Source organism: Spiroplasma endosymbiont of Melanargia galathea, assembly GCF_964031075.1.
GTDB classification, from domain to species: domain Bacteria; phylum Bacillota_I; class Bacilli_A; order Mycoplasmatales; family Mycoplasmataceae; genus Spiroplasma_A; species Spiroplasma_A apis.
In genome coordinates this window covers 595,841-614,168 of record NZ_OZ035000.1, presented here as the reverse complement: position 1 = coordinate 614,168, position 18,328 = coordinate 595,841, and the positions used below count along the sequence as shown (strand labels likewise).

24 protein-coding genes are annotated in these 18,328 nt (G+C 25.2%); 1 reads left to right on the top strand and 23 read right to left on the bottom strand.

Translation table 4 applies throughout. The features are described from left to right. Positions 1–64 precede the first annotated feature (64 nt). The 4 genes from ruvB to rpsU form a co-directional block, all read right to left on the bottom strand. A complete protein-coding gene (gene ruvB, locus AAHM92_RS02725; RefSeq protein ID WP_500221771.1) occupies positions 65–1,009 on the bottom strand; it encodes a Holliday junction branch migration DNA helicase RuvB in 945 nt (314 codons plus the stop codon). Then, positions 996–1,562, bottom strand: coding sequence for a helix-hairpin-helix domain-containing protein (locus AAHM92_RS02720; protein ID WP_500221769.1), 567 nt, complete (start codon positions 1,560–1,562; stop codon positions 996–998). Before AAHM92_RS02720 ends, ruvB begins: the two co-directional genes overlap by 14 nt. A 59-nt stretch (positions 1,563–1,621) precedes the next feature. Continuing rightward, positions 1,622–2,173, bottom strand: coding sequence for a hypothetical protein (locus AAHM92_RS02715; protein WP_500221768.1), 552 nt, complete (start codon positions 2,171–2,173; stop codon positions 1,622–1,624). Positions 2,174–2,312: 139 nt separating this feature from the next. After that, the gene (rpsU, locus tag AAHM92_RS02710) at positions 2,313–2,477 is read right to left on the bottom strand and encodes a 30S ribosomal protein S21 (protein ID WP_023789442.1); all 165 of its coding nucleotides are present in this window, start codon (positions 2,475–2,477) and stop codon (positions 2,313–2,315) included. Between the two features lie 150 nt (positions 2,478–2,627). Between rpsU and coaBC the strand changes: the two genes are divergently transcribed. Continuing rightward, the gene (gene coaBC / locus AAHM92_RS02705; RefSeq protein ID WP_500221766.1) at positions 2,628–3,812 is read left to right on the top strand and encodes a bifunctional phosphopantothenoylcysteine decarboxylase/phosphopantothenate--cysteine ligase CoaBC; all 1,185 of its coding nucleotides are present in this window, start codon (positions 2,628–2,630) and stop codon (positions 3,810–3,812) included. On the opposite strand, the gene AAHM92_RS02700 is transcribed toward coaBC, so the two are convergent. The 19 genes from AAHM92_RS02700 to nagA all read right to left on the bottom strand — a co-directional run bounded on the left by AAHM92_RS02700 (position 3,795) and on the right by nagA (position 18,282). After that, a complete protein-coding gene (locus AAHM92_RS02700) occupies positions 3,795–5,582 on the bottom strand; it encodes a PTS transporter subunit EIIC (protein WP_500221764.1) in 1,788 nt (595 codons plus the stop codon). The genes coaBC and AAHM92_RS02700 overlap by 18 nt on opposite strands. Positions 5,583–5,595: 13 nt before the next feature. After that, positions 5,596–6,018, bottom strand: coding sequence for a hypothetical protein (locus tag AAHM92_RS02695; protein WP_500221762.1), 423 nt, complete (start codon positions 6,016–6,018; stop codon positions 5,596–5,598). A gap of 251 nt (positions 6,019–6,269) precedes the next feature. Next, complete coding sequence (locus tag AAHM92_RS02690) at positions 6,270–7,283, bottom strand: hypothetical protein (protein WP_500221760.1); 1,014 nt, start codon at positions 7,281–7,283, stop codon at positions 6,270–6,272. 331 nt (positions 7,284–7,614) lie between these two features. Then, positions 7,615–7,998 (bottom strand): hypothetical protein, encoded by a 384-nt coding sequence (locus tag AAHM92_RS02685; RefSeq protein ID WP_023789432.1) that lies wholly within the window; start codon positions 7,996–7,998, stop codon positions 7,615–7,617. Between the two features lie 248 nt (positions 7,999–8,246). Then, on the bottom strand, positions 8,247–8,408 hold the full coding sequence (locus tag AAHM92_RS02680) for an IS3 family transposase (RefSeq protein WP_500221757.1): 162 nt from the start codon (positions 8,406–8,408) through the stop codon (positions 8,247–8,249). A 38-nt stretch (positions 8,409–8,446) separates the two neighbouring features. Further along, entirely contained in the window at positions 8,447–8,959 is a 513-nt protein-coding gene (locus AAHM92_RS02675) for a DDE-type integrase/transposase/recombinase (RefSeq protein WP_500221756.1), read from the bottom strand. 39 nt (positions 8,960–8,998) lie between these two features. Further along, entirely contained in the window at positions 8,999–9,445 is a 447-nt protein-coding gene (locus tag AAHM92_RS02670) for a helix-turn-helix domain-containing protein (protein WP_500221755.1), read from the bottom strand. Positions 9,446–9,574: 129 nt separating this feature from the next. Next, positions 9,575–11,404 carry a hypothetical protein gene (locus AAHM92_RS02665; protein WP_500221753.1) on the bottom strand — a complete coding sequence of 610 codons (1,830 nt, stop codon included), beginning with the start codon at positions 11,402–11,404 and terminating at the stop codon, positions 9,575–9,577. A gap of 1,013 nt (positions 11,405–12,417) precedes the next feature. Next, entirely contained in the window at positions 12,418–12,597 is a 180-nt protein-coding gene (locus AAHM92_RS02660) for an IS3 family transposase (RefSeq protein ID WP_500221751.1), read from the bottom strand. Between the two features lie 73 nt (positions 12,598–12,670). Next, entirely contained in the window at positions 12,671–12,946 is a 276-nt protein-coding gene (locus AAHM92_RS02655; RefSeq protein ID WP_500221749.1) for a DDE-type integrase/transposase/recombinase, read from the bottom strand. Positions 12,947–12,949: 3 nt separating this feature from the next. Then, positions 12,950–13,183, bottom strand: coding sequence for an IS3 family transposase (locus AAHM92_RS02650; RefSeq protein WP_500221748.1), 234 nt, complete (start codon positions 13,181–13,183; stop codon positions 12,950–12,952). 39 nt (positions 13,184–13,222) lie between these two features. After that, positions 13,223–13,669 (bottom strand): hypothetical protein, encoded by a 447-nt coding sequence (locus AAHM92_RS02645; RefSeq protein WP_500221746.1) that lies wholly within the window; start codon positions 13,667–13,669, stop codon positions 13,223–13,225. A gap of 181 nt (positions 13,670–13,850) precedes the next feature. Further along, entirely contained in the window at positions 13,851–14,000 is a 150-nt protein-coding gene (locus AAHM92_RS02640; protein ID WP_500221744.1) for a hypothetical protein, read from the bottom strand. Between the two features lie 12 nt (positions 14,001–14,012). Beyond that, positions 14,013–14,180 carry a hypothetical protein gene (locus AAHM92_RS02635; RefSeq protein ID WP_500221742.1) on the bottom strand — a complete coding sequence of 56 codons (168 nt, stop codon included), beginning with the start codon at positions 14,178–14,180 and terminating at the stop codon, positions 14,013–14,015. Then, positions 14,168–14,470: a Fic family protein gene (locus AAHM92_RS02630; protein ID WP_500221740.1), complete on the bottom strand. Its 303-nt coding sequence runs from the start codon at positions 14,468–14,470 to the stop codon at positions 14,168–14,170. Before AAHM92_RS02630 ends, AAHM92_RS02635 begins: the two co-directional genes overlap by 13 nt. 436 nt (positions 14,471–14,906) lie before the next feature. Then, entirely contained in the window at positions 14,907–15,572 is a 666-nt protein-coding gene (gene deoC / locus AAHM92_RS02625) for a deoxyribose-phosphate aldolase (RefSeq protein ID WP_500221738.1), read from the bottom strand. 1 nt (position 15,573) lies between these two features. Beyond that, positions 15,574–16,560 carry a Gfo/Idh/MocA family protein gene (locus AAHM92_RS02620; protein WP_500221736.1) on the bottom strand — a complete coding sequence of 329 codons (987 nt, stop codon included), beginning with the start codon at positions 16,558–16,560 and terminating at the stop codon, positions 15,574–15,576. Continuing rightward, on the bottom strand, positions 16,560–17,147 hold the full coding sequence (locus AAHM92_RS02615; RefSeq protein ID WP_500221734.1) for a hypothetical protein: 588 nt from the start codon (positions 17,145–17,147) through the stop codon (positions 16,560–16,562). Before AAHM92_RS02615 ends, AAHM92_RS02620 begins: the two co-directional genes overlap by 1 nt. After that, entirely contained in the window at positions 17,137–18,282 is a 1,146-nt protein-coding gene (gene nagA / locus AAHM92_RS02610; protein WP_500221732.1) for an N-acetylglucosamine-6-phosphate deacetylase, read from the bottom strand. Before nagA ends, AAHM92_RS02615 begins: the two co-directional genes overlap by 11 nt. Between the last annotated feature and the right edge of the window lie 46 nt (positions 18,283–18,328).

The window sequence follows — 18,328 nt, the reverse complement described above, 5'->3', positions numbered from 1 at the left end:
ACCTTTATAATAAACCCATTTTCGGTAAAATTTCCAATATAATACTTTATTTTAAAAATTATATCTATTGACTCATATTAAGAAAGTTTTCTAAAAAACTTACTCCCTTACTTGTTAACTTCCTTCCTCTTGCTGTTTTTATTATTAAGTTATTTTTTAAAAGATTTGGTTCTATTAAAGTTATAATAAGTTGTTGCGACATATTTATGATTTGTTGAATACTCTCAATCCCTAAACAACCGTTTTTCCATAATATTATTAAATAATCTATTTCTAAAGATGTTAAGCCATACTTAAATAAATTCATTTTTTTGAAAGTATCTTTTATAAACTCAATATTAATACTTAAAGGTTTTTCTATCACAACATAGTCATTTATCCGCTTTAATAAGTTGATAGCTACCCTTGGATTTAACTTACAGAAACCAGATACGAAACTTGCAATCTCATCATCTATGTTAAAATTCATTTTTTTAACATTTATTTTAATTATTTGAGAAATATCCTCATTTGTATAATTGTCGAATGTAAAGTTGATAGGAAATCTATTTACAAATGGATGTATTATTTTGTTTATCTCAGTTGTGGCACAAATCAAAGTAAATTCTGGTAGCTTGATATTAACTATTTTAGAGTTATATTCTTTACCTATTATGATGCTCAATTTTCGGTCTTCAAGAGCAGGATATAAAATCTCAAAAACCTCTTTTGATGCAGAATGTACTTCATCAATAAATATAATTTCATTATTTTTTAGCGCTGTTAACGGTGAAATTATATCGCTAGCTTTTTGCAAACTAGGACCATTTAATATATAAATCTTTTGTTTTAATATTTTAGAAATTAAATAAGCTAAACTAGTTTTACCAACTCCACTGCCACCACTTAAAAAAATATGATCTACACATTTACCTCGAATTCGTGCAGACTCAAGGCACACTTTTAAATTTTCAATAATATTTTTTTGACCAATATATTCGGAAAAAAACTCAGGTCTAAACTCATTCATTTATATTTTTCCCCAACAAAATAAGAGATTCTTTCAATATGATGTCTTCTTTTTGACTAAAATTTACCTTATTTACAACTTGATAAACATCAGAAATTTTATACCCAAGTCTATGTAAAGAATTGATGACATTCATTTGTTTTTGTGAATATTTTTGCTTGAAATACTTCTCGCGCAATTTGTACATGATGTTTTTTGCATTTACTTCACTTATTCCGCTAAGATCTGTTAATCTAGAAATGTCTCCTGACTTTATATAAGCTAAAAAATCATCTAGTTTGACATTATCAAAGATATTTTCTATAGTTTTTAAACCTACATTTTTTATTTCTAGTAATATTTCAACTAAATCACGTGTTTTAGAATTATAAAAAAATAATATTTTATCTGTAAAATCATTTCGATAATGTAATATATAAAATAAATCACAATCTGTTTTACAAACACTTTCGTCTTTTGATGCTATTAATATACCTTTATAACCGATTCCATTAACCTCAATCAACAAATCCTTATTGTTATGTTCAATAACTTCCCCTTTTAAAAAATACATGTGAAACCTCCAATATGTATAATCTAGTTGGGAAATAAAAAAATTACACTTGCGTGCAATTATTTACTAATATTTTTCTTTTTTGTTGTAGTAGCACTTTTCTTAATTGTTGATGCCACTTTGGTTTCTTTTTTCTTAGTTGATACGCTAGCTTTTTTACCTTCAGCTTTTTTGCTTAAATTAACTACCTTGCTTGTTTCTGTTTCGGTTGGAACAGAAATTGTTTTTTTATTTCTATTTGAGTTGAAAAAACTATTTCTTTCTTCGGTGATCATCTTAGCTCTTTTTAAAGTTAAAGGTTTACCGTCGATGTCATATTTATTTTTCATAGAATCGACTGAGTTATTATTTTTTCTATTTATAATTGAATCTATTCTTTCTTTATTTTTTATAGAATCTTGAACCCCTTTAGGAAGTTCAGAAAGATTACTTTTACCACTTTTAGAAGATGCAACGATAGCTGATTGCTTCAAAAGGTAAATCTTTGAGTGTTTTTCTTCTAACATTTTTGGTCTTGTAATAACTTTACCAGATGACATTTTATTTTCTGTATTTTTCTTTTTATCATTGACAAACTTTTGGTTAGTGCTTGCCTTAGTTGCTTTAATCATAATCGATTCTCCTCAATACTTGTAAACATATTAATTATATCGTATTTAACACTATATTAAAACAAAAAGCTAGATTTAGTAAAATTATTTATAATTTACAAAAATATGAAAATAGTGGTAAAAAGTAAAAAAATTGGAATTAACCAAATTTTCTGTTTTGTTTTTGTTTGTAAATACGTTTTTCTTTTTTGCTTAAGTGATATTCTCTTTTTCTCGCTTCTGCTTTAGAAGAGGCAGCTACTTTTTGAAAACGTTTAAGTGCTTTTTCGATTGGTTCACCTTCGCGTACTACTACACTTGCCATCTAGATTTCAACTCCTAATTCAAAATTATTATACATATAAATGTATATCTTGTGAATAATTTTACATATTTTTTTCATTTTTTTTTATAAATTATTACTTTTGGAAAAGAAATATAGTTAAAATAACTATAAATAAGGGGTTATATAGATATGAAACGTTTGAATTTGATTGTTACAGGTGGAATAGCGGCTAGTAAGTCAAAAGAGTTATATCATTTACTAGCTAAAAAATATGATGTGAAATTGATACTTAGCACAAATGCTGGAAAGTTTGTTGATTTTGAGTCGTATGAAACACATGACAAAATTTTTACTGAAAGTTTTTATGACCCACATCATTATGGTAAACATATTAAAATGTCTCATGAGTCTGATTTGAACATAGTTTATCCAGCTAGTTTTAACTTTATTGGTAAAATAGCTAACGGTATTGCTGATGACCTACCTTCTCTAGTTTTTGCTGCTTCTAAGTCAAAAACTATTCTCTTTCCAAGTATGAATTCCAACATGTATTTGAGTCCTATATTAGAAAAAAACAAGAAAACTCTTTTAACCCATACAAATATAAGATGAATTGAACCAACATATGGTAAACTGGCAAGTGGACATGAAGGTATCGGAAGATCATTAGAACCAATTGAAGCAATCAAAATAATAGATGAAGAATTAACTGATTATCTTAATATCAATAATAAAAAATTTATGTTGAATTTCGGAAGAACAAGAAGTTACATAGATAAGATAAGGTATATAACAAATACTAGTAGCGGTAAAATGGGATTAGCACTTAGAAATGCCCTTCTCAATTATTCTCAAAGTGTATTCAGTGTCTTTGGTGATACAGATTTTAATCTTCAACAGAATGAAAAAAACATTTATTGTAACACCAATGAAGAAATGTTGGAAGTAATGAAAAAAAACTTTTTCGATAGTGATGTCGTTATTTGTTGTGCTGCACTTAACGATTTTGAAGTTTTAGAGTATGTAGATAAAAAAATTGAAAAAAGAAATTTGAAAAATAACTCATTGAAATTAGATTTAAAATACTCAATAGATGTATTGAAAGAATTAGGCAGTATAAAAAGAAACCAGTTTTTAGTAGGATTTAGTTTATCAAATGAATTCGATTTTCAAAAAGCTAAAGAAAAACTAGTCGAAAAAAATTTAGATATGCTTGTTGTTAATTTATTAGACTCTGTTGGAAATGATAAAACGAGTTTAAAAATTATGTTTAATGATAATACAAATATTATTCACCTAGATAACTTACCAAAACATTCAGTGGCATTTGAAATAATTAAAGCTATCAATGAAAAATTAGCGGTGCATAATTAATTTGTTTGTTACTTGAAAACTTTCTACAAAAGTTTTCATTAATTTTTTTCTCTCTTCATTTATTTCGAAATAAAGAAATCCGTTTTCAATTCTAAAATTCTTAAATCATTTATGATAACCTTTGAAATTAGACAAGCTTCTCAACTTTACTTTCAAAATATCATTATTAATTTCTATACTCAAAATGTTTTTTGCACCTTCAAAATATTCAATAAGTTCTAAACACTGTTTTTTTATTTCTCATGAAGATATTTTTTTTGTCTTCTCAATATTGATGTCAAAGAATTTAAATCATAAGTAAAATGAGAAATAACCTATTAGCGAATAAATGATCCCTACTAAAGGAATTCAATATATACCAGTCTTCTGACCATTTATTGTTGGTATAACTCCATTCATTACAAAATCAAAAAGTCCAGTTGAAAAAGTTGTACCGACTTTTACTTGTAACAATGATGTCGTCATTCCCATAAGCCCTGTTAACGGTGCATAAACAAGAAAAAAATAACCAGGCATTATAAAACAAAACATATATTCTACTGGTTCAGTGATTCCTAACAAGAAAGAAGTTAATGCTGCCGAGATATAATAACCATATTCTTTTCTATTAGAGTTTTTTAAAAATAAAAACAGCGCAAGAGTTGGTAAAACAAACATAGAATTTACAAATCCACCAGTTAAGAAACGAGTAACTCTAAAACCTATATTTCAACAATCATCAATAGAAACATATTTACTATTTAATATGGCAATAGATATTCTTTGGTCACCACTTATTTCCCAAAGTTTTTCTACGGAACTTGTTTGATATATTCATTCTTCAATATTATTTAGTAAGTATTCAATGTTATTGGCTCTTAAAATATCAGATATTGAGTCTATATCCAAAGATCCTAAATTATAAATTTGATCATAAATTTCTCTTGATATACCATTAGTTCTAGATAAATACTCTGCTAATAATTGACTTTGATATTGTGAAAGGTCTCCCCCTATTTGCGTATACCACATCGGAGCTTGCCACAATAAACTAGATCCGAATGGTATTAACATTCTTTGTATAGTTCTAAATACAAATGAATCTAAACCATTTGGTGATTTTGCAACTTGCGACCCAAGTCAACTTAGTAAAAATCCTAAAATCGGTCATATCATAATAAAAATTAAAGAAAATACAAAAGAGTAAAGCGGCATAATTAACAATGCAAATTTTTCTTTTTCAAAAAAACTTAAACTTTTTGGTAAGCTAACATTTTTTGTAAAGTTAAAAAAAATAACATTTAATGAACCGATCAATATTCCTCCAATAACTCCAGTATTGAATGTTTTATAGCCGAACAAATCAGTTAAATATATTTTTTGATTAAGGGCTTTTCAAAATAATATGCTAAAAGTATTTTTGTTGTTATCATTAAACTTTAAAAATGAGTTAATGATTACAATAAAAATAATATAACTCAATAAGGTAACATAAACAGCTGCACCTTTATTCTTAGAAAAACCAATACTAATTGCTAATGCAAACCAAACACCAATATTTAAAAAAAGTATTTGTCCAACACTTGTAAAAAGTTTAGACAAAACATTATCGCTACCACCAGGCAAATATATTCTAAAAATATTTCCAAATGTAATTATCAAACCAAATATTGGCATTAGAATAATTACAAAAGAAAAACTGGCACCCAACTTTCCTACAAAACTTCTAAAGCTTGCTTTTGTATAATAGGATATATCTAATTCTTTTTTTCTTAAACCAGTTATTTTCATTTTGCATTCAACTCTATTTCTTTAAATACATTTTAACCTTTATTTTTTTTGAGTTATATTTTTTATTTAATAATCCTTGATTACTATGACTTTTATATTCTTCCAATTCTACTTTTTCTTTTTTGGTAATGGTGTTCAAAATTTTTTTACGTTCTAAATAACTAACTCTTTTTTGTATTTGTAAGTTATAAGCATCATTTATTAATAATTTCAAGTTATAAAACTTATAATTATTTTTATTTGTTTCCTCTTTTTCGAAATCAAAAATATTTCTTGCTTGAGTTATTTTCTCTTCGAAAGTAAGTTCATCCATCAAAGGAGTTTCTACTAAGTCATCATTTGATAAATATTCTTTATTTTTTAAGTTATTATTTTTTTGTTTTAAATTTTTTATTGCTTTTACGAACAAATGTTTTGTTGCTAAGTTTATTTTCATGTTGAACGTTTTTCATTTTTTTTCTAAATGTTTATAAGCTAAGGATACTTTGTATTTATCTCTAAATATAATATAGTCTGTTTCTTTTTTTAAACGTTCTCTATCTATTAATATTCTCTTTTCTTTTTCAATCTTATTTTGTTCTTTTAAAAGATTTAATTCTTTTAAAAGTTTTTCTTTTTCCTTGTTTAGCTTGTCTAAACTTTTTTCTTTTTTATTTACTGTTGACTCTAACGTAGTAAAAATATTATTTATTTTTTTATTAGTTGCTTTTTTTTTACTGTATCAGATTCAATTTCATCCATTATTGCATTATACTTCGATGTAAAATTAATTCCATCTTCACTAAATATATTTTGTGAATCACTTTCATAATTATCATCAAAACCTTCTACAGTAAAGAAACTATCTACATAAGGTTTGTTAGTTTTTTTGTTTGTTGTATTTTTATTTATTTTATTTTGGTTAAACCTTATCATATCTTTTTGTAGTTTTTTCAAAGCTACATTATTTTTTTCTTTTAAATAATCCCTAACGTTTTTTTCATCTCTTTCAATGTCGATGGTCAGGTCATCAGCTAAAAGTAAATCTAATGGTAAAGATTCTACAGTTTTATATGTTTTAATTGCGTCATCTATCTTAACTAATTTATTATTAGCTTCATTTATTAAATTTAAATTTTTTTGTTGTAAAGCAATATCATTTTCTTTTTTTGCTTTCAAATAATTTTGTTTTGCAAGTTTAATTTTTTTATTTTCATCGTCTATTACAACTTCAAGCATTCTCTTTTTATTTGCTAACTCTCTAAACTTTTCTTTCTCTCTTTGCTCTGGAGTTTTATTATCTTGATTAGTTACCATGATCTTTTTGAAATCATTATTCAATAAAGAATTAGTTTTTTCTTCAGTTGCCGAGTTCTTACGGTTGTTATAGGTCTTATTTTTTTCGTTATTAAATAATTGTTGTATTCTTAATAAATTATTTTTTCTTTGTTTCAAAACAAACTCTTGCTTATTATTTCCAAAAATGTTTTTCTCTTTTAAAAGATTTAGGTGATTTTCTAATAACTCGTTTTCAATTATTAATAATCCTTCTATGTATTTTCCAATATTGCTTCTGATTTCTTCATCGAAATTAGAAAACTCATATGTAAGCAAGTTTACTGTTGTAGGATTTAAATTCAAATTCACTAATTCATCTATTCTACTTCTTATAGACTTTGGTAAACCAAATGTATTAACTTCATTTTTTCTTATTTTAGCCATTATATTCTCCTTAAAATAAGTGATTTAACTTAATTATAACAAAAAAGCTCTCTAATCCTGTAAGCCTTTTGTGTTTCGTGTAAACATATGATTATGATCATTAATAATCATAAAAAAAACTTCTTATCCGCTTTGATAATATCACATTATTCAATTATAAAACACATAAGTATATTGCTATTACTATTGAATTATTGAGTAGAACACTGTTTTTAGATATAACAAGTTGGTTTTTTTGAAATTATAGGTTTAGTTGTTACCTATCACTACATGTTTAAATTTTAAAATAAAAAAACCATCAATATGGTTTTGATTTTGTATTGTCGTAATACTAATATTCAAGTGTTTTTATTCTTTCAGAAAAGTTTACAACTATAATACTTACATAAAATAGTAAAGTAAACACCAAAATTCCTGAATAAACAATGATAGTTCCTATAGAATAACCAACAATTATTGGGTATAAAATAAATAACACAATAACCAGCAATGTATACACAAAAGATAAAATCAAAGAGACTTTTAACTTTTGAACTTTTTTGAAACAAAAAAGAAAATTAAACATAGCTGCAACTATTATTAAAAACCCAGTTAGTAATGATGGAATAATAATAGTTAATGAACTTCCTGATATAAGTACAATTATTGTAGATAAAAATCCCAAAACTGCGACAATACAAGAAATAACTAAAATAGATAATTTTGCACGATTCATATAATTCTCCTAAATAAAAAAATATCGAGTTTTTTCTCAACATTTATAAGTTTATTATATCATAAAATACTTATTAATAACACACTTCTGTGTTTTGAAAGTGCACGTAATTTAATGTAGATTAACCTTCAATAAAACAAGGAATTCCAATTTTTTCAAAATTAAATATATTTTGTCAAGTATACAAAATGTTTTTTATAAAAATACTTAAACCAAGTTTGAAATATTTTTTTTCATAATTTGAAATATTAATAAGTATACACTGGAGGGCTCTTGTGTTTAATCATTATTCTTTCATAATTGTAAAACTCTATATAATGGTCGATTGCTAATTTCAACTTGAGAAACTCATCCTGCTTTAGTTTTATTTTTCACTCTTCTTTTAATGATGAAAAAAAGGTTTCACACATTCCATTATCAATAGAATTACCTGGTCTAGATAATGATATTATAATATTATTTTTTTAGCATAACGCTTTGCAAATATAGATGTATATTGATTTCCGTTATCAGAATGGATAATAAGTTTCTTAGATAGATCTTGTCTATGAAGCGAAGCTTTCTCAAGTGTTTTTCTGTAAATATCTATGTCATTTTTTAAAGATACCTCATTACCTACTATGAATCCAGTGTTTGCGTCTTTCAAAACACTTAAATATGCGATTTTTTTATTGAAAGGTATATATGTAATATCTGTAACTCAAAGCTCATTTTTTAAATACAAAGATCAATTTCTATTAACATGATTAGGATCATAAGTTATTTTTTTGACTTCTTTTGGTTTTCTATACATCTTTTTTATTCTTATAACTGAATATAAATTGAATAATTTCATTATTCTAGCAACTTTAGATTGAATTACTACTATGCCTTGATTATTTAAAATTATTTTTATTCTGGGTGCACCATAAATTCCATTGTTTATTATGAATATATTTTTTATTTTATATGCTAAGTCCATATCTATTTTTGTTTCATAATCCGGTTTATTTTTACCACATTAGCGATAATAACTTGCTCATGTGACATTAAATAATTTACATAAAGAAAGAACCGTATATTTGCTATTATATTTATCTATAGTTTTATAATACGTTATAATTTTTTTTGAATCCTCCATCAGTTCATTGAACTTTTTTAAAACCTCATTCTCCATTTCTAATCATTTCAATTTTTTATTAAGTTCTGCAATTTTCTTATCTTTTGGATCTTTTGAATTGTTTCTAATCTTTCCGTTGTGCTTATTGTGTTTTCCAGTTTTTGAAATAAGCGACTCATCACCAAAAACTTCTCAATCCATACACATTCTTCTAGCTGTTGAATATGAAATATTGTACATTTTTGATAGGTCTTTATAAGATAAATTTTTATCAAAATGCTTGATAATCAACTCTTTTTTAGTATCAAAATTTAAGATGTTTGATTTGTTTCCTTTTAAATTAGCCATATAAAAAATTCTCCTTGTATAATTTTATGTTTTTTTTAACATAATGTATACTTAGAGAATTATATTCACTTTTTATTTTAATGTAAAGAAAAGTAGTTTTTTTAAATGTAATTAAAGCTTTTTTATAAATTATTTTTCTATTATTGTTAATCCAGTGGTATATGCTCAAATACCATCAATTGTAAAGTTAATATTTAGAAAATCTAAACTAAAGTTAACGTCAACAGCTTTTTCACCATTAGTATAAATTCCAGAAATGTACAACCCGGTATTATTTATAAAAATTCTAACATCAAATGCCTCTTTTAAAAATTTTCAATTAAAAGTTGATTGATTTCCTTCCAATAATAATTTATCTAAATATTCTTTTTGATTAGGAAGTTTTAATGACAATGATTTATTTAATTCCGTTCTATATTGATTATCTTGTGCACTAAATAAATCCCATAAATTAGTTTTTATTCCAGGTGTAGAACCTGTAAATGCCGACATTGCTCTTTCATTTTTGGGACTTTTAATTCCAAAGATTTTATGAAATGATTCGATACCATTCAATGTATTATAGTAAACAGATGACAAAGTTTTTGATGTATCTATTGAAGCGAATCGAGTATCATCTCAGTTTTTATCATCAAGATCAACTGCATATCCTGTTAAAATTCTAAACTCAGGTAGTTCTTGAGAATAATCATTACCAATTTTAAATTGTAGACCTTTTAAGTTGACATATCCTAATTTAGATGTGCAAGATAAATCTTTTGTCAAAAGTTTCTCTTTTTCAGCTTGATCAAAATAATCTAAATTGTTTATAAATGTTTGCAAATCCTCCTTATATTTTTTTAACATAGAAGTTGTTTCACCAGACAAATATTTATATAAAGTAGGTATCTTATTATCATTATTATTTGAAGAATCTGATTTAGGTTCTACATACTCTTTTTTAAAAATGAAATCATATATGTCTTTACCATTATCTTTTTCATCTTTTCATGCATAGGATTTAGGTGATTTATTTTGTAATTTTACAAGATAATCAATTTTTGAGAAAGTATCTATGTTAGAAGCAAACGATAGGTCAAGTCTTTGAATAAATTCATTATTTTTTGTTGAACTTAGATCATTTTTGATAAATGTTAGCAAATCATTTTTAAAAGACTCATTATTGAAATAACTTGCAACAAGAGAATCCTTATTGAAAAATTTATCTTTTTTAGAATCTAACCCCAAAGCTGATGCATCTAATAATGAATTTTTCTTTGTTTTATTAGATTCAATGAAGTACTTATTTTTTAATTCTTTTATTGTAGTTTCACCAAAATATTTTATAGCTTCATCATTAGTTAGCGAATAAATAAACGAACCATCAATTTTATGTTCCTCTAAAACACCCTCTTTATCTTTGTAATTAATAACTAAAGCGAAATTAAGTTTAACATTTGATGCAAACCCCTTTTCCTTATTTTCCGATGTGCTTGTATCTCTATCATAATTTTTGTAAGTTATGTTCAAAGTATTCCAATTTATTTCTAATTTATCAAATAAATTATCAACACCATCTAAAATAATGTTGTACTTTGTATCATTCTTGATAGTGTTAAGTTTACTTTTTATATCTTGGATAAATAATTTATTATTTAAGTCTACTAATAAACTATACTTATTTTCTTTATTTAATGTATTTTCTTTACCTGCAAAAGTTGTAATATTTGACTTCTTCAAAAATTTATTTCTATTTTCATCTTTTGTAAGTTCAATTAGTTTTTCATTAGCTTTCATTAATTCGCTAGACACCATTGAATTAACTTCTCTTTTGAATTCTTCGATTGTTTTTAAATAATCTTTATCCTCTATTGGATTAACTGGTTTATTTGCAGTATTTTTTGTGCTGCAAGATAAAATTGTTAATGAGGGAATTGTTGCTAAAGAAATTGTTGCTAAAATGTTTAATAACTTTTTCATACTTATGTTTCCTTTCATAATTTCCTTTGTCATAGTAACAAAAAAAAAAAAAAAAACAACTTTTGAAAGACAAAGTAAAAAGTTTAACAACTTATAAGTTAGTTACATTATCTTTAAAGGTAGGTTTTATAGGACTTATATTTAACAATCAAAATAAAATAAAATATTTTTAATTTGAACTTTTATATTAAAAAACCAACAAGTGTTGAATATCATTTTCAATAAAATAAAAAACCATTTATTAAATGGTTTTACAGAAAAAATATAAATTATCAGTTATGATAATCATCATTTACAAAATGTTTATTATTTTTTTATCTTTAATATATAATAAAAAAAAATAAAAATATTTATTCTGCTCAGGTTCATTTTTGAGCCAACTTTCTTTAGCTTTTTTTATTAATCTTAAAAAAATTTTTGTAACCTTGAAATTAAATAATGTCTCTTATATTCGTTCACAAGATTAATCATAAAATAGGTGTCATATTTATTATTACAAAGCCCCCTGCTAAGGGTACATCTTGCTAATATAGATCTTTTTGTTTTTTCATTTTTTATAACCACCATAATTATGTATGATTTCAACAAACTTCAACCTATGACCAGTATTTTAAAATTATATTCATCATCTTGGACTTTATCTTTAAGTTTAATATTTTTTTCGTATGATGGTAGTAGATTTAATTCATTATATAAGTCATTATCATTAGTGCATCTTTGTCTAATAAATACGCTATATAATTTTATTAATGACTATTTGAGAATCTAAACCCTTTTTTTGTTTAATACATTGGATTTTAAATGTAGTCAAATATATATTCTATTATATTTTAGCTTTTATTTACTATTTTTTTAATCCATTAATCCCTATATTAATGTCGTGTTTCTTAGGAAAATATTGAGAAATATAGTCAACTAACTTTTAAAGAATGTTTCCTTCATTAAAAAAAAAAAAAAAAACATATCTTTTATAATCAAGTAAATATATTTTGTCAAGTATACAAAATGTTTTTTTATAAAAATACTTCAACCAAGTTTAAAGTATTTTTTTTTCATAATTTGAAATCTAAATAAGCATACGCTGGAGGGCTCTTGTGTTTAATCATTATTCTTTCATAATTGTAAAGCTCTATATAATTGTCGATTGCTAATTCAACTTGAGAAACTCATCCTGCTTTAGTTTTATTTTTCACTCTTCTTTTAATGATGAAAAAAAGGTTTCACACATTCCATTATCAATAGAATTACCTGGTCTAGATAATGATATTATAATATTATTTTTTTAGCATAACGCTTTGCAAATATAGATGTATATTGATTTCCGTTATCAGAATGGATAATAAGTTTCTTAGATAGATCTTGTCTATGAAGCGAAGCTTTCTCAAGTGTTTTTCTGTAAATATCTATGTCATTTTTTAAAGATACCTCATTACCTACTATGAATCCAGTGTTTGCGTCTTTCAAAACACTTAAATATGCGATTTTTTTATTGAAAGGTATATATGTAATATCTGTAACTCAAAGCTCATTTTTTGAATACAAAGATTAATTTCTATTAACATGATTAGGATCATAAGTTATTTTTTTGACTTCTTTTGGTTTTCTATACATCTTTTTTATTCTTATAACTGAATATAAATTGAATAATTTCATTATTATAGAAACTTTAGATTGAATTACTACTATGCCTTGATTATTTAAAATTATTTTTATTCTGGGTGCACCATAAATTCCATTGTTTATTATGAATATATTTTTTATTTTATATGCTAAGTCCATATCTATTTTTGTTTCATAATCCGTTTTATTTTTACCACATTAGCGATAATAACTTGCTCATGTGATATTAAATAATTTACATAAAGAAAGAACCGTGTATTTGCTATTATATTTATCTATAGTTTTATAATACGTTATAATTTTTTTTGAATCCTCCATCAGTTCATTGAACTTTTTTAAGACCTCATTCTCCATTTCTAATCATTTCAATTTTTTATTAAATTCTGCAATTTTCTTATCTTTCGAATCTTTTGAATTGATTCTAATCTTTCCGTTGTGCTTATTGTGTTTTCCAGTTTTTGAAATAAGCGACTCATCACCAAAAACTTCTCAATCCATACACATTCTTCTAGCTGTTGAATATGAAATATTGTACATTTTTGATAGGTCTTTATAAGATAAATTTTGATCAAAATGCTTGATATTCAACTCTTTTTTAGTCTCAAAATTTAGGATGTTTGATTTGTTTCTTTTTAAATTAGCCATATAAAAAATTCTCCTTGTATAATTTTATGTTTTTTTAACATAATGTATACTTAGAGAATTATATTCAGTTTTTTCATTTTTTTTTTTTTTTTAAAAAAAAAAAAAAAAACTTTCACTTATAAAGAAACATTGGTAACAAAAAAAACAAGTAATCTAGTTGTAACTACTTGTTTTAGATAAATTACTTTTTACTTAAATTAGCAAATAAATCGGACATATTTTTATTGTTAGAAACAAAATCTACTGAGCTATCTATTTTATCTATATCAATTGTTAAAATATCCGTATTTTTAAAATTTTCTTTTGTTATTTCTACATTATTTTTTTTCAATGTGATCACTCCTTAAAATAATCTCAAATACGCTTTATCATATAAATATTTGTATACATATAAAAATAATTCATCTTCAGAAAATACTTTACTTGAGTTCTTTTCTAAATTAATTTTACTTTTTTTCTTTACATAAATATATTTACAATTGTCTATAATTTCTGACACTAATTTTCTCATTTTTTAATAAACTCATTACTTTCGAAAGAGTTATATAAGTAAATACAATATTTATGTAGAAAAGATGTCGTTAATAAGACTGCGCTTCGTTTGTTACCATTAATTAGAAAATGGTCTTTACAAAATCTAATTAATAAGTCGCTAGCTTTGCTAATTCAATTACTTTCTTGATTTTGAAACCATTTATAATAAATAAATGAGTTAATGCAAGATTCTTGCAATCCTGATGGTTTATCCCCAACATTTAATTCATACCCTATGCGTGTTTTTAACATTGGCAATTTTTTCATAACTGTTTCAAGTAAAGCATTACATTCGTTGTACAACTTACTACATATAAAATCATATCTGATAAATAAAAGAGAGTGTAGTCAATGATTAATTCCCAGATTTATATTTAGTGAGAACTTTGATAACATTTTGATCTAAATGAATTAATTTATTATTAAAATAACTCGAATTTAATGTTTTCTGTAATAAATCATTAAATAATTTGATATCCGCATCATTAGTAGCGATATAGTTAAATTTATTTACGATCATATAAAACCAACTTTCATTATTGAATTAATTGTAGTATATATTACTTTGTATTTTGCAAAATAAAATTCTAAATTAATTTGATATGGAAAACTCGATAAACACATAAATTCATATAAGATATAAAATTTTAGAGCTGAATCTAGCTTTTATCATTATTCTTGTTTGGTTATTTTAACACAAAGATTAATAGCTGTTATTCTCGATAGAAATTCCTTCTATTATTTTTACCCCAGAACTTGTCCCTATTCTAGATACCCCTAAATCTATCATTTTTTTAGCATCTTCATAAGTCTTTACACCGCCAGCTGCTTTTACTTTTGCTCTTCCCTTTACAACTGAAAGCATTAGTTTAACAACTTCAAATGTTGCCCCTTGTGTCGAAAACCCAGTTGATGTTTTTACATATTCAACACCTGATTCCAATGCTAACTCACAAACTTTTATAATTTCCTCATTAGTTAATAAACAAGTTTCCAAAATTACTTTAACAATATTATTTGGAGCTTGTTTTTTAACTTCTTTGATATCCTCTAATACAAGATCTCAATTTCCATCTTTTACAGCGCCAATATTAACTACCATATCTATTTCATTAGCCCCTCTATTTAATGCTTCTTTTGTTTCAAAAGCCTTAACAGATGTTAAGGTCGCACCTAAAGGAAAGCCTATAACTGTTGTAATGCCAACATTACTTCCTTTTAAGGTTTGTTTTGCAAGTTCGATTTGAGTAGGGTTGACACATACAGTAGCAAAATCATATTTGATAGCCTCTAAACATAACTCTTTGATTTCTTTGTTAGTGGCTGTTTGTTTTAGTAAAGTATGATCTATGTAATTATTTATTTTCATGTTATATAACACCTCTTTCGTCTTGGTTTCTTTCAATTACATTAAGCACTTTAATTGCCTCACAAGAAATATTCAATAAATAGTCTCTTAATTTGTAATCGTTATTTAATATCATTTTTGAAAAAACTGCTAATTCGTAATCAAATAAGTTTACTTCTAACGGAGCATTTTCTTCATAAACAGTATTTTTGTTCATATTTTGATGAGAAAGAACAGAAATATTTTTTAAACTTATACAATCATCAAATATAATCGTAGCCATATCAGAAGATATTTCATTTTTTATTGTTCCTGCACTAGCTTTACTACAAATTATATTTACAATTGCTTCATTTTCGTGTCTTAATAATACACAATCGTTTAAACCACTACCATTAGGTAATTTCAAACCCATTGCTTTCACTTCTTTTACAGGACCGAAAAGCGATATTGCTAATTCAACAGGATAAATAAGCATATCATAAGTTGAACCTTTACCTAATTTATCATCAAATACAGAATCGTATATTCCTTTTTTTACATTTTCCATTCTTGATGAGTATTGCTTTAAATTAAATGTTGCTAAAAAAGGATTTATATTATTTGAGTATTCGAATAAGATTGCGAATTGAGGTAAATGGATTGTTTTATATGCCTCCATTAAAATGACATTGTTCATTCTTGCTAATTCTGATAACTCGAGTGCTTGATTATATTCTAATGTTAAGGGTTTTTCTAATAAGACATGTTTTTGCAATTGTATGAAATATTTAGCCTGTTCAAAATGTAAACCATTAGGTGTTGCAATATAAACAGCATCAACCTCATCAATCATTACATTAAATGAATCGACTGCCCTTGCATATAATTTGTATTTTCTAATGATACTTTGTGCTTTGTCTTTTTTTCTTGAGTAACAGCAAGCAATTTCAAGATTTGGATTTTTTAAAGCAGCCTTGATAAACTCTTCAACAACTTTTCCTGTCCCAATAGTTCCAATTTTTATCATTAATTATCATTCTCCATAAACGGATTGTCAACCTTTTTTTTATCCAAAACTTTTTCTTCTATATTTTTTGTTTTGTTCATAGGGTTAACACCTGTTTCTTTCAATTTAATTTCTTCATATCAAGTTTTATTAATGTGATGTTGTTCAGTTAGTCTTGATAATGTTTCTAAAATCGAAATAGAAACACCAAATATAAATAGTACTATAATTACTACAATTGTTGATATTAATCTTGTTCATGGGTCTAGATTTTTGAATAAAATAGTAGCTAAACCAAGTAAAAAAACAACAATCATGAAGCAACAAGACATTGATATGTATATTTTTTCATTCTTTGTAAACTTTTGTTTAGTTAATTTATGTATATAAAATCTTAAAATAAAGTAAATGATGCCAGCTAGAATTGCTAGAAAATAAAGTGTAAATTGAATTTTGTAATAAATTTCACTAAAGGCTAGCAAATCATTGTTTTGAGTTTTTATAGCATATACTAGACTAATCAAACCAATTGAATACATCAAAATTAAAGATAAAGTCAATAAAAATTTAATGAATACAAACGTTTTTGGATTTATTTTATTTTTCATAAGCTAATTCACCTTCGATAATGGTTTTAATGACATCATAATTATTGTCTAAAACAACCAAATCTGCCAACTTACCTACTTCAATGCTACCTACTTGCCCGTAGATGTTAAGTTGTTTGGCAATATTGATAGAAGTCATTTTGATCAAGTTATTTAATGTTAATCCAGGTATTTCTTTCATCATTACACGTACATTATGATCATATGTTGCCCCTGCTCCAGCAAGTGCACCCCCCTCTTTTAAATAAACTTTCATGCCTTCCTTAATGACATCTAAGTTTCCTAATTTGTAATTACCATCACTTAAGCCTTTTGCACTCATCGCATCAGTTATAATACAAATTTGATCGGGTCCTTTAACTTTATATATAAGTCGTAGAGTTTCTGGTTTTATATGAATTCCATCTGATATGACTTCACACAAAATGTCATCAAAATATAATCCTGCAGTTGCTAAACCTGGTTCGTGTTGTGAAACACCACTCATACCATTAAATAAATGAGTGACATGTTTGACACCAAGATTATAATCTTTTATAAAATCCTTCAACATCAAATTTGTATGTCCTGCAGAGGGTAAAATATTGTTTTCTAATAAATACTTTGTAAAAGTACCATCTTGTAAGTCAGGAGCATAGGTAACAATTTTAATATTATTATCTGATGCTTCTATAAATTCATTTAGAGTATTGATATTTGGAGTTTCTAATAATGCTAATTCATGAGCACCTTTTTTTGAAGGCGAAATAAAAGGACCTTCTAAATGGCAACCTAAGTTTTTAGAGTTTTTTGATCTTTGATTTTTCATAAACTCACTAAAAGCTTTCAAATACTTCAAATTGTTGTCTTTTGAATTTGTAACACTTGCTTGAATAAAACTTGTTATTCCTTCGCGTTTTACAATATTTGCAAATTTATGATATGATTCTATATCTCCAGATTCAAAGTCGACACCATAACCACCGTGTACGTGACAATCTATAAAACCAGGAAGTATAAAATTGTTGTCTAAATCAATTCCATCTTTTAAACATTCTCCCTTGTTAATAGACTTGATATTCTTATTTTCAATTTCTATTCAACCGTTTTCGATAATTTCATTTTCTAGAACAATTTGTGCATTTTTTAAAATCATTTTTACTCTCCTAACACATTAATTTTAAGGTAAATTTCTTAATATT